The sequence below is a fragment of the Betaproteobacteria bacterium genome, from assembly GCA_009377585.1.
Taxonomy (GTDB): domain Bacteria; phylum Pseudomonadota; class Gammaproteobacteria; order Burkholderiales; family WYBJ01; genus WYBJ01.
The window spans coordinates 47,503-59,808 of sequence record WHTS01000016.1 but is presented as its reverse complement, the minus strand read 5'-3'; the positions used below and the strand labels follow the sequence as shown (position 1 = coordinate 59,808).

At 66.4% G+C, this 12,306-nt stretch carries 12 protein-coding genes; 5 read left to right on the top strand and 7 right to left on the bottom strand.

From position 1 onward, the window contains the following. Positions 1-80: 80 nt before the first annotated feature. Positions 81-908, top strand: a complete 828-nt coding sequence (locus tag GEV05_08040; GenBank protein ID MPZ43335.1) for an SDR family oxidoreductase — start codon at positions 81-83, stop codon at positions 906-908. Continuing rightward, positions 905-1,693 carry a hypothetical protein gene (locus GEV05_08035; GenBank protein MPZ43334.1) on the top strand — a complete coding sequence of 263 codons (789 nt, stop codon included), beginning with the start codon at positions 905-907 and terminating at the stop codon, positions 1,691-1,693. Before GEV05_08040 ends, GEV05_08035 begins: the two co-directional genes overlap by 4 nt. A gap of 23 nt (positions 1,694-1,716) precedes the next feature. On the opposite strand, the gene GEV05_08030 is transcribed toward GEV05_08035, so the two are convergent. The 6 genes from GEV05_08030 to GEV05_08005 form a co-directional block, all read right to left on the bottom strand. Continuing rightward, positions 1,717-3,732, bottom strand: a complete 2,016-nt coding sequence (locus GEV05_08030) for a CoA transferase (protein MPZ43333.1) — start codon at positions 3,730-3,732, stop codon at positions 1,717-1,719. Then, a complete protein-coding gene (locus tag GEV05_08025) occupies positions 3,729-5,126 on the bottom strand; it encodes a hypothetical protein (GenBank protein MPZ43332.1) in 1,398 nt (465 codons plus the stop codon). The genes GEV05_08030 and GEV05_08025 overlap by 4 nt, the downstream gene beginning before the upstream one ends. Positions 5,127-5,148: 22 nt before the next feature. Continuing rightward, positions 5,149-6,387: a CoA transferase gene (locus GEV05_08020; GenBank protein MPZ43331.1), complete on the bottom strand. Its 1,239-nt coding sequence runs from the start codon at positions 6,385-6,387 to the stop codon at positions 5,149-5,151. Between the two features lie 74 nt (positions 6,388-6,461). Next, positions 6,462-7,691 (bottom strand): hypothetical protein, encoded by a 1,230-nt coding sequence (locus GEV05_08015; protein ID MPZ43330.1) that lies wholly within the window; start codon positions 7,689-7,691, stop codon positions 6,462-6,464. A gap of 196 nt (positions 7,692-7,887) precedes the next feature. Next, on the bottom strand, positions 7,888-8,595 hold the full coding sequence (locus tag GEV05_08010; GenBank protein MPZ43329.1) for an RES domain-containing protein: 708 nt from the start codon (positions 8,593-8,595) through the stop codon (positions 7,888-7,890). Positions 8,596-8,605: 10 nt separating this feature from the next. Next, the gene (locus GEV05_08005) at positions 8,606-9,010 is read right to left on the bottom strand and encodes a DUF2384 domain-containing protein (GenBank protein ID MPZ43328.1); all 405 of its coding nucleotides are present in this window, start codon (positions 9,008-9,010) and stop codon (positions 8,606-8,608) included. A gap of 586 nt (positions 9,011-9,596) precedes the next feature. Here GEV05_08005 and GEV05_08000 point away from each other — a divergent pair. After that, positions 9,597-9,845, top strand: coding sequence for a hypothetical protein (locus GEV05_08000; protein MPZ43327.1), 249 nt, complete (start codon positions 9,597-9,599; stop codon positions 9,843-9,845). A 558-nt stretch (positions 9,846-10,403) separates the two neighbouring features. Then, positions 10,404-10,784, top strand: coding sequence for a DUF423 domain-containing protein (locus GEV05_07995; protein ID MPZ43326.1), 381 nt, complete (start codon positions 10,404-10,406; stop codon positions 10,782-10,784). Between the two features lie 66 nt (positions 10,785-10,850). Here the strand turns inward: GEV05_07995 and GEV05_07990 are convergent, their stop codons facing one another. After that, positions 10,851-11,885, bottom strand: a complete 1,035-nt coding sequence (locus GEV05_07990; protein ID MPZ43325.1) for a 2-dehydropantoate 2-reductase — start codon at positions 11,883-11,885, stop codon at positions 10,851-10,853. Between the two features lie 132 nt (positions 11,886-12,017). Here GEV05_07990 and GEV05_07985 point away from each other — a divergent pair. After that, positions 12,018-12,306, top strand: a 289-nt coding sequence (locus tag GEV05_07985; protein ID MPZ43324.1) for a tripartite tricarboxylate transporter substrate binding protein, incomplete at its 3' end; no start/stop codon positions are given.

The window sequence follows — 12,306 nt, the reverse complement described above, 5'->3', positions numbered from 1 at the left end:
TCTGGCGTAACGCGCAGCGCCTGGGTGTATGGTTTCGCCGCCGCGAGCGTGGCGATACGGGTGGGCCAGCCTGGCGGTGACTGCAGCATAGTCCCGACCTCGGCGAGGAGAGCGAAGTGGAACTGGGACTGACAGACCGGGTCGCGCTCGTGACCGGCAGCGGCGGAGGTATCGGACGCACGATCGCGCTCGCGTTCGCGGCCGAGGGCGCCAGCGTCGCGGTGAACGACGTGAACGATGCGGGCATCGCGGAGACGATCCGTCTTGTGGAAGCCGCGGGCGGGCGCGCGATGGGTGCGAAATACGACATCACCGATCTCGACGCGACGCGCGCGATGGCGGCGGAGGTCGAACGCAAGCTCGGCCGAATCGACGTGCTGGTGAACAATGCCGCGCTGCTGCTCAATCACGAGCTGTTCCTCGACACCGATCCGCAGACCTGCGACAAGGAGATCAAGGTCATTCTTTACGGCACCATGAACTGCGCGCGCGCGGTCCTGCCCGGGATGATCGAACGGCGCTACGGCAAAGTCGTCAATATCGTGACGGACGCGGCGCGGGTCGGGCAGGAACGGCAGTGCAATTATTCCGCGGCCAAGGGCGGGGTCATCGCGTTCACCAAGTCGATCGCGAAAGAAATCGGGCGGCACAACATCAACGTCAACGCCGTTTCCCCGGGCGCCACCAATTCTCCGATGCGCATGGAAATGCTGCGCCAGTTGCGTGAGAACATCGGCGCGGAAAAGGCGGCCGAGCGCGAAGAGCGCGTCAAGCGCGCGTACGCGCTGCGCCGGCTCGGCGAGCCGGACGACGTGGCCAATGCGGTGGTGTATCTCGCTTCGGAAGCAGGCCGCCACATCACCGGCCAGATCCTGAGCGTCAACGGCGGCTACGCCTGCCTGGGATGAACAACATGTCGGATCTCGTTCTCATCGAGCGCGACGGCACTTCGGCCATCGTGCGCATGAACCGGCCGGAGAAGCAGAACGCGTTGAGCCGCGAGCTGTTCGAGGCGATCGACCGCGCGATCGCGCAGCTCGACGACGACCCAGCGGTGCGCGGTATCGTCCTCACCGGCAGCGACCAGGTGTTCTCGACCGGCGGCGATCTCAAGGAAGCGCTGGCGATCGGCTCGGTCGAGGATACGCGCAAGTGGCTGGATCTTTTCCGGCGCGTGAATGCGCGCATCGAAGCGATCGGAAAGCCCGTCGTCGCCGCCATTCACGGCTACTGCGTCACGGGTGGGCTGGAAATGGCGCTTGCCTGCGACATACGCATCGCGGCGGCCAATGCCCAATTCGGCATTACCAGTTCGCGCATCGGCACAGTCGCCGGCGCCGGCGGCACGCAGCGCCTGACGCGCCTGATCGGATCGGAGTGGACCAAGGAGCTTCTGTTCAGCGGCGATTTCATCGATGCCGAGACGGCGCTGCGCATTCGACTGGTGAGCGAGGTGGTGCCGCCCGAGCGTGTGATTCCACGCGCGCTGGAACGGTTGGCGTCGTATGCAAGGCGTGCGCCGCTCAGCATCGCCTATGCGAAGGCGGCCGTGAACAACGGCGCCGAGATGCCGCTCGAATACGCGCTTGCCTACGAGCGCCAGCTCACGACGACGCTCTTCACCACCGAGGATCGCAAGGAAGGCCAGAGGGCATTCCTGGAGAAACGCTCGCCCGATTTCAAGAGGGAGTAGCGGGGCTTCTAGTGTCATGGGTTCTACGTCCTGTCGAATTTTTCGGGTCGCGTAAGCGCCAGCGCAGCGTTCGCTTCGCCGAGCGGCCCGATTGCCATTCGAGCGCGCGCCGGCGTTACGGCCAACCGTATCGGGCAGGTGAAGATCGCCCACTCGCGTCCCGCCGAGTCGTGCGCGCGCAGGAGGAGGTTGCGGCTGCGCACCTGCTCGGATTCGGCCACTTCCGCAACCGTGCGAACGGCCACCGCCGCGACGTTCTGGCGCGTAAGGCGTTCCACCAGCGCAGAACGAGTCATGCCGGCTGCGTCGGAGGCGGGCACGGCGACACCGTGCCCATCATCCACAGCAACGTAGCCGTCGGCGCAGCGCACAACGCGCGCTCCCCGGGTAGCGTCCACTCCAGCACGCTGCCACTGCGTGATCCAGGCGGCTGCGTCCTGCATCGAGATGTCGATGGCATCGCCGGCGCCGCTCATGTTGCGTGCCACCAGCGCGCTCAGCGTTGCAATCAACGCGAACAATCCGCCCAGGATGTCGGCGAACGAGATGCCCGTCTTCTGCGGCACGCCGTTCACGCGGATCGCATCCATGATGCCGGACATCGCCTGGATGACGGTGTCGAACGCCGGCCGGCCCGGGTACGCCGAGCCGGCGCCGAAGCCGGAGATCGCGCAATAGACGAGCGCGGGATTGATGCGGGCGCGTTCGGCCGCATCGAATCCGAGCTTGTCGAGCGACCCGGGCTTCAGGTTTTCCACCAACACATCGGCGCCGCGCAGCAGCGATGCGAAGTGTTTGCGATTGCCGGGGTCGCGCAAATCGAGGCAGACGCTGCGCTTGTCGCTGTTGCTCAAGGTAAAGAAGTAGCCCTGATCGTCCTGCTGCGGCGGCCAGCCGCGTGCCGCATCCCCGCCCGGCGGTTCTATCTTCAGTACTTCGGCACCGAGCGCGCCGAGATTGCGTGCAACCAGCGGTGCGGTCGTGTACTGACCGATTTCGAGGACCTTGAGGCCGGCGAGCGGTGCCGCGCCTGCTTCAGCATGCGTCTTCCGTGGCGCGAGAGGTGATGCGGGTCCAGTCCGTCCACCGAAGTACCGTATCGCCGAGCGCATGCCGCTCGCCGTATACAGCCCACGGTGCGCGATGTTGGGCTCGTGCTGTAGCGACGTCATCGGCACGACCGGCCCGGCCGCGATGCCGCGCGTCTGCAACGCTGCGGCCGCGTCCGCCGCTCGCAGCCGCGAAATCCACGCCTGCACGGCGCCGTCGACGAGCGGGCGCTGTTGCACCCGATCCGCCGCCTTGGCGAGCCGCGGGTCGCGCGCCAGGTCGGGCCGCTCGATCACTTCGCACAACCGCTTCCACTGGTCGTCGGCTCCCGTACAAATCAGAAGCCAGCCGTCGCCGGCGCGGAAGGCGTTCCAGGGCGATGCGAGCACGTGACGATTGCCCGAGCGCGTGACCGCCTTGCCGACGAAGTGAAAGGGCAGGAAGGTCGAGAGCGTCGAGAAGGCGCAATCGAACAGCGCGATTTCGATCGCCTGACCCAGACCCGTGCGGCTGCGCACGTGCCACGCCGCCAGAATGCCGGCGGTCGCATAGAGTGCGGCGATGCCTTCGGTCTGCGGGAACGGGCACAGCGCCGGGGGACCGTCCGGTTCGCCGGTCGTGTCGGCCAGGCCCGATGTCGCCTGCACCAGTGCGTCGGAATGCGCCACGCCGGCGAGCGGGCCGCTCGCTCCGTAGGCCGTGATGTCGCACACGATCTGCGATGGCGCGCGCTCGAATCGCGGGATGCGCGTCACATCGCTCGAAGTAATGACGATATGCGCCCGGGCGAACTCCGCACGCAGTGCCCCATCGTCCGCGTTCAGCCGCTGCTTGCCGGCCCGCTGCAGCTCAGGCAGCCGTGCGGCCGCCTCGTCCGATGCGAGGACCGAGACGCGGGCGCCGAGCGCAAGCAGCACGCTGCCGCAGGCACTGACGGCGATCCGATCGCCGCATTCGAGGATCTCGACGCCGTCGAGCGGTTGCCTCATCGAGCCGTCGTGGCGCGCGCGATGTCGGCCGCTCGATGCAACACATCGGCCTTCGGCTGCGCGCCGAAGCGTTGCAGGCGCTGGAACAGGTCGTCGCGCGCTGCGCGCTCGGCAAAGTCCGTGAGGCCGATGAACTTGTCGTGCATGTCGCTCCAGCGCATGTGATTTCCCGGATGACCCCTGGCTGTGTCCACCTCCACCACGATCGGCGTGCCGTTCTCCATATCGGCTTGCAGGCGCGCCGATGCGAAGCCGTAACGCGGGTCGGCATTGACTTCAATGCGGCTCGCGGTCGCGGCCACGGCGGGATCGAGCTGCATCGGCTCGCGAAAGTCGGCCGCCGACAGCGTATGTCCATGCAGCGCGAGCGCCACGCAATACTTCAGATCGAACTTGCCTTCGAGCGGGGTGGTGGGCGCGCCGCTCTTGTCTCCGGTTACCTGTTTCGCCAGCGCGCCGACATCGAGCCTGACGGCGCGCGCGGACGCCACGTCGGCCCGGGATTCGAGCACCTGCTTCGCGCAATCGATGGCCGGGTGCGTCAGATGGCATGCCGCATAGGGCTTGAAACTGTTGTTGAGGATCTCCCAGCCGGAGAAATCCGCGGGCCGTATGGTTGCCGACCGGTCCTGAATGAGCGCGCTGTCGAGGCCCGCACCGGCGTCGAGCAGTCCTTCGGCGGCGTGAAACCCCTTGGCCGCGAGCTGCGCGGCGATGACGCCGTCCATCGCCGCCTTGCCGGCGTGGAAAGGCTTGGCCATGGTGCCGAACGATGCGGTGAGGCCGCTTGCCTGCGTGGCGGCTGCGCCGAGGGCATGGCGAACGGCTTGCGCGTCCAGCTCGAGCAGCACGCAGGCGGCCGCCGCGGCGCCGATCCGCCCGAACACGCCGGTGCCATGCCAGCCGCGGGCGGTCACGAGCTCGCCCAGCCCGAAGCCCGCGCGCGCCGCCGTCTCGAAACCCGCGATGAATGCCGTGAGCAACTGCTGCTCGCTGGCACCCACTTCCTCGCCGAGCGCCAGGGTCGCCGCCCACACCGGGGCGCTGATGTGAGTTATGCCTGCGACATAAGTATCGTCGAAATCCAGGCAGTGGGCAGCCGTGCCGTTGCACAGCGCGGCGACCGGCGCGGCCGCGGCTCCGCCCAGGAGCACGGTGGAGCGGCCGCTGCTGTGCCATTGCTTGCTGGTTTCGTGCACGACGCGCGCCGCCGGCTCGTCCAGCGCGCCGAGCGCGACGCCGGTCCAGTCGGCGAGACAGAGACGGGCGGTATCGAGGACTTCCGGCGGAAGCTCGCGTTGGCGCACCCCGGCGACGAAGGCGGCGATCGTTCGGGTGTTCGAGATTGCGGCGCTCATCGACTCTCTCCAGTGCTGGCGCGAAGCGATCATCATAGCGCTCGCGGGCTGCGATGGATCAACCTTGTACCACCGCCTTGTCCGCTGTCAGTTGCGAGATCTCGGCAGGCGCATAGCCGAGCGTCTGCAGAATCTCGCGCGTATGCTCGCCCAACACCGGCGCCGGCCGATGCTGCTTGCGCGCGAGGCCCGCACGCCACAGTGGATTCACGAACTGCGGAATGCTGCCCTCGATCGGGTGCTCGATGCGCCCCACCATGTCGCGCGCAGCCACGTGGGCGAGGCCCACCGCATCGGCGGGCGCTGCGACCGGGCAGATGGCGATGCCGGTTTGCGCCATCTGTCGCATGAGCTCGTCCCATGTCTGCGTCGCACAATATTCGGCCAGCGCTGCCCGGTAGGCCGGTGCGCGCTCGCCGTGGTTGCCGAGGCGGTCCGCCGGCGTCTCGTCCGCAGATACCAGATCGGGCCGGCCGATGCGGGCGCAGAACTCGCGCCACGCCTTGGTTTCGAGCAGCGTGATCGCCACCTGGCGGCCGTCCTGGGTGCGGTAGGTGGCGTAGCGCGGGTTGGCGCCGAACGATTCCATGCGCGGCTCGCCGCTGTGGCCGGCCCGCTGCGCGAAGGCCGAGCTCAACGGAAGGAAACACATGTTGAACAGCGCCTCGAACATGGCGAGGTCGACCTCGCAGCCGGCGCCGGTCTGCGCGCGCTGCGCGAGTGCTGCCTGGATGCCGATCACGGCATAGAGCGAGCCGGCGAAATCGGCGGCCTGGAAGCCGGGCACCGGCGCCTCACCATCCGGCGAGCAGCCCATGAGCCCCGTGAGCGCCTGGATGGCGAGATCGTGCCCGGCGATATGCGCGAGCGGCCCGCTCTGGCCGAAGCCCGTGATCGAGCAATAGATGATGCGTGGATTGATCGCCTGCGCGCGCGCATAGTCCATGCCCAGACGCGCCGCGACGCCGGGCCGGAACGATTCCACCGCCACGTCGCCCCAGCGCAGCAGCCGCGCGGCGACCTCCTTGCCGGCCGTGGTTGCCAAGTCGAGCGCGATGCTGCGCTTGTTGCCGTTGGTGGCGTGGAAGTAGACGCTTTCCTGGCGATAGCGCGGGTGATTGTGACGGCTCGGGTCGCCGATTCCAGGCTGCTCGACCTTGATCACGTCCGCGCCGAGCTCCCCCAGCATCATGGTCGCGAACGGGCCGGGCAGCAGGCGGCTGAAGTCGATCACTTTCACCCCGGCGAGCGGCAGCGGCTTGCCGGCAGCGTCGTGCTGTGTGGTCATCGCGGTCATCGCTTCCTCATTGCATCGAATTCTTTTCCGGCACCGTGATAGCGCGAAGTGGCGCGAACGCAGGAGGATCCAGATCAGCTCGAGCGCGCAGGCAGGCCGCGAAAAGCCTCCAGCCCGGTCAGGTCGCGCCCGTGGATGAGCGCGAGAATCTCGTTGGTGCCGTCGGGGATCGCGATCATGCGCACGTCGCGGTAGAGCGCTTCGACCCTGGCTTCGGCCGACAGCCCCATGGCGCCCAGGACGTTCATCGCCTGCCACACCGCTTCCTGGCAGGCATTCTGCGCATAGCGTTTCGCCATTGCCGCCACGCCTTCGGCTGCCGCGCCGTGGTCGATCATGGAAAGCGCGTAATAGCACAGCAGCCGGCTCGTCGTGATGGCGGTGGCGATATCCGACAGGTTCTTCTGCACCAGCTGGTGCGCGCCGATCGGTTTGCCGAACTGCCTGCGTACCTTGGCATAGTCGAGCGCCAGGTCGAATGCGCGCTGCGCGAGGTGCACGGCGAGCAGCCCGAACAGCGGGCGATTGACCGCCCAGCTCGCCTTCAGGATCTCGGTGCCGCCGGCCGCGTTCGCAACCACGTTGGCGGGATCGATCGTGCAGTCCTCGAACACGGCTTCGCCGAGCAGACCCTGCTTGAGCCCGATGGTGTCGATCTCGCGCGCTTCGAACGGCGAGCGGTCGCGCTCCACCACGACCTTGATGACCTTGGTGCCCGCGTCGTTCTCGCGCAGATCCAGGCAGGTCACGAGAATGGCGTCGCAGGCGCTCACGTTGGTGATCCACATCTTGCGACCGTTGAGGATGAGCCGGCCACCGGCGCGGCTGAGGCGGGTTTTCACGCCGCGCGGATCGGAGCCGGTGTCGGGCTCGGTGGAGCCGGTGCAGAGGAGCTTGCGGCCGGCGACGAAATCCGGCAGCAGGCGTGCACGCTGCTCGTCGTTACCGTCGGCATACAGGCGCGCGCTCGACGCTTCGTGCCCGATGAGCGTTACCGCTACTTGCGGCGGCAATTGCTCGAGCATGATGCCGTAATCGAGCATCCCGATGCCGCTGCCACCCAGTGCTTCGGGCAGGCGCGCGGCGGTGAGTCCCAGATCGGCCAGGCAGGCGAGCGCGTGCAGGAAAGCCGGCTTCGGCAGACTGCGGTCGGCAGGATGTTGGGCAAGCAACGGTTCGATCTCGCGCGCCACCAGGCGGCGCATCGAGTCGCGCATCAACTCCTGTTCCGCGGTCAGCGCAAAATCCACTGGCATCGCTCCGAAACGTGCTGCGAGGCGGTATCGGCGTCGGCACACCGGCATGGCCCGTTGGCTTCGAGCCGCGTGTGCTCAACCCTGCACGCGTGACACACGAAGCATCCGATGCGATGTGGCGCATGTCGGTTTCGCGTCGTGGATGGCTCGAGCCGGGTAGGGGGCCAGATTAGCATACGAGCCGGCCGATCAGCCGGTCGTAGCGTCCATCACCATGAGAGAGGAGAAGCGGCCGCGACACCGGTCAACGCAGCGTGCTCGGCTTGATCTCCAGCCACTTGCGCCCGGGCGTGCGTTCCACCCGCACCACGTCCCTGCTGGGATTGGTGCGATAGGTGAGGAAGCACAGATCGCGTGCCCGCGACAGGACGCGAGGGTTGAAGAGGGCAGCGTTCACGCCTTCGCAGCGCGCCGAGCGCACCATCAGCCCGTTCTGGTTCTGCTGCTTCAAGTAGCGCCCAAGCGCGTGGGTGAAGCGGTAGTCGTGCCGGTCGACCAGCCGCTTCTCGCGCCGATCCTTGCTGCGCAAGTCGATCAATATGGCATCGCAGCGGGCTTGCAGCACACGCCGCTCGGACACGATCTCGCGATCTTCGGTGGCGAAGCTCGCAGCGAGGAACTCGCGCCAATGATGAACCGTTTCGTGGACCGTCGTTTCGAGCTCGAGCGAGCCGTACCAGACACCATAGTCGAGGCCGTCGGAGAAGCGCGTCGAGTGTGCATTGAAGCTCACGAACGGGTAGGCAGCCGCAGCGCCGTAGTCGAAGGGACGCGTCAGAAGCGGCGCATCGCTCGGCACCCGGCTCGCCAGCTCGGCTGCCATCGCCACCGCCTGATCCTCGGTGCTGTCCGAAAGATCGTCGAACAGGTTCTGCGAGACGCGAATGCCCTTGATGTTGCGCACCAGGTCGGCGTGGAAATCCACCGCGTGCGTGATGAGCTCGGGATACACGGCGCGGCATTCAGCGGCCGCGCTCGAAGTCCAGATAGCGGCGTACCGCCAGGATGCCTTCGTATCCTCGCTTCATGATCTCCAGCGGCATGCGATCGTCGAAGCGGCGATTGGGCGTGCCGACCCAGCGGTAGGCGAGGTCGGCATCGTGCGGGAACAGGATGCGCAGCGCCTTGTGGATGCCGAGCAGGTGCCCGGCCCGCGCCAGCAGATCCGCACTGTCTGCCAGCGGCTCGCCTTTGCGGTAGCGCGCGACGGTGGCGCGCGAGTCGGGCGAAAGTCCGAGCAGCAGCGCCTGATCGGCGGGCGCGAGGCCCCAGTGATCGAACAGGGCCACGATCATGCGCGCCAAGCGCTCGCGGTTTCCCCGCTGGCGCAGGTCCACCCCCGCTGCGGTCTCGAATACGGCGCTCATCGCGACGATCGCCATGTGATGGGTTGTAGCATCTGGTACAGATTCCGTACCAATCATAGCAGCGCCAGTGGTTCGGGTGCAACTGTTGCCGGGCACCGGCCAAGACTGCTTGCGTACGGCACCCGCGCCCTTGACTGGGTCACCGTCGCGCTCAGCGCGCAAAGCTCATACAAAGGGGGTCCATCCGCCGCAGTACATGGCATCCCTGGCACCGAAGTCATCATTCAAAGATCCAGGTCACCCTTGGCCTCCGGCTGATAGAGGACATCCAGGAGCCGGATGCGGCGGGTCTGCCCGTGCGGGAGCGGCAGTTCGACCTCCGCACCCTCCGATTCCCCGATCAGGGCAGCGCGCGACGACAATCGTGCATCGTATGCTGCATGCCCTCACATACGGCGAGAGCTCGCAATCATGGCGATGCACGGCCGTGTTGAGCGTCGAGTGAGGCGAGAGTGCCGCGAGATCGATCCGGATACGCCATGGAAACGATCTTATTCGCCGAAGCGGACTTATCGGCACAAGGAGCCGCCCGTATACTCGATCGATCTGAGCACACTGGCACAATCACCAAGAGGACGGTCCTACCATGCATATTTCGACGTCGTTATCGGAATACTACGACTTCGCGAACAGCGACATGCCGACATTCGTTTCACGACACGGTGCCATGGACAGGAAATCCTATCGACTGGCCATCGAGCGCTGGGAGGCGGAGGGTGGCGCCATACCGGGCGGTGGTCATGAACTCCTTGGTGCCGCCGTTGGCGGCAGGAAGATCACCAGAACCGCACCGCGCTCGAAGCCCGCTGCGCCAAGCAGCATGATTGCCTGGTAGTTACCGAAGAGGTCGTATGCGACGCCGGCAGGCAAGGCGCTTACGACGCACCCCGACAAAACGAACGAATCGAAACCGAGCTATGTTCGGATTGCAGGTGGGAAGCAAGAGACATCGCATCTTCGCGCTTGATATCGCGATACATCAGGTCAAACATTTGCATGAGTCGAGTGCGGGTCGAAGCTCCGCACGTTGAGCTAACCGCTGCCGACAGTGAATGTCGATCGCGATCGAACCACGGCACATACTGCATATATCCCAGGACGGCATGCTCCTGGCCGCGGGGCAAATGGCCGGCCAGCCGCATGGCCCTTACTGTAAGACAATAGGCGGCATTAACCGGTCGGGCGGAACAATGTCGTTGCAGGAATCAGGACAATGATTTCAATCGACGAACGACCAATGATCAGTTGGACCACCGCTTCGTTTCCAAGGTACGCTCTCGATCGAGCCTTCCGTATTTCGACTTTTCCGGCGATGATCCGGGCGTGTGTGACAATGCTGTGCCGCCTGCGAACCATGCTCTCGCCCGTCCCGAACGCTCTTGCCACGGTTGAAATGGAACGGTTCTTCGTCCTCGCCGGATGCCTGCTTGCGCTCGCCGGCGTCGGCATGGGCGCGTTCGGAGCGCATGCGCTTAAAGCGCAACTGGAAGCGCAGGCGCTCGCCACGTTCGAGGTCGGCGTGCGCTACCAGATGTACCACGCGCTCGCGCTGTTCGCGGTGGCCTGGGTGCACGGGCGCTGGCCGGGCCGGCTCGCGCGTGCAGCGGGCGGGCTCTTCATCGCGGGCACGCTGATTTTTTCCGGCAGCCTCTATCTTCTCGTCCTCCTCGGCACGACCTGGCTCGGCGCGATCACGCCGTTCGGCGGCGTCGCGCTGCTGGCCGGCTGGGCCTGCCTTGCCCTCGGCGCATGGAGGGGAACGAGGTCCCGATAGCCGCGTCGCGCCGCCCGCGTGCGACGCCGTTCGTCGGCCCGTCGTACGGCGGGCTGACCGGCGCGCTCACGAATAGCGGGCGATCAGCTCTTTCAGCCGCTCGAAATTCGACGCATCCATGGTGCGCTTGCCCTGATGGATTTCGCGATCGATCTCGGCCACCGCCGTATTGCACGGCGTCGGGATGCCGAGCTCGGCGCCCTTGCGAGCGACCAGCCCGCTGATGTATTCGAGCTCGGTGCGCCGACCCTTGAGGTTGTCGTGCACGACCGCCGTGCGCGAGTTGCGCCCGACGTGGCCGAGCAGCGTCTTCATCGCGGTGATCAGCACCTCGTCGGTCGCGCCGGCGAATTCGTCGGCGAGCAGCCCGAACACCGGTTCCATGCGGTAGCCGAGGGCCTGACCGACCGCGACCGACTCACGTCCCAGCCGGACCGAGATCTCGAACATCCCCGGCAGCTCGGCCGCCTCCCAGTTCTTCAGCCCCAGCAGGCCGAACGGGCCCATGGTCATCGTGTTGGCGATGAGCTTGGTCCACTTGGTGCCGTAGATGTTGCTCGTCACCGTCACTTTACCGATGTTGCGGAAGAGCGCTTCCAGCTCGTAGACGCGTTTGGTGAGCTTGCCGTCGAGCTCGCCGAGACCGAACCAGGTGCCGGTGCGCGAGGTGTTGCGCTGGACGATGCCCGGCGTGAAGATCTCGGCCGACAATTCCAGCGAGCAGCCCACGACCCGCTCGCGCCCGACGATCGAGGCGATCGTGTCGTCGTTCATGCTGTTCTGCACACCGACGAACCAACCGTCGGGCGCGAGGTATGGCTTGATCAGCTCCGCCAGCCAGCGCGTGTCGTACGACTTCACCGCCATCAGCACGATGTCGAAGGCCGGATCGTGCGCGGCGAGCTCGCACAGGTGCAGCGCGCGCATCGGCGTGCGCACCTCCAGGTCGGGCATCACGATGCGAAGGCCCGCGCGTTTCATCGCCTCGACCTGGGCCGGCCACTGATCGATGATGGTCACGTCATGGCCGGCTGCCGTGAGATCGGCGGCCACGCTGCTGCCGATCGCCCCGGCGCCGACGACGGCGATTCGTTTGCTCATTCGATTCCACTCCGTAGATCCGCAAGTCCGGCGATTCTAGTCCTTGCTGCATCCGTGCGGCCAAGGCAGTAAGCTTGGGCCTGCGTCCGCAACGGACGAACAGTGAGGAGGAGCAGGACAGTGAGATTCACAATGAAAGCTCGCGCCGCCGTCTTGGCCCTGGGGATCGGATCGAGTCTCGCGCCATTGGCCTGGGCGGCGGAGAGCTATCCCAGCAAACCGATCCGGCTGGTGGTGCCGTACGCACCGGGCGGAGGCACCGACATCATCGCCCGGCTCATCGGGCAAGCCCTGGGCGAGCGCTGGGGGCAGACCGTGGTCGTGGACAATCGTACCGGAGCGGGCGGCATCATCGGGGTTTCGCTGGTCGCCAAGAGCAATCCCGACGGCTACACCATGCTGCTCGCGAGCAACGGCCCGC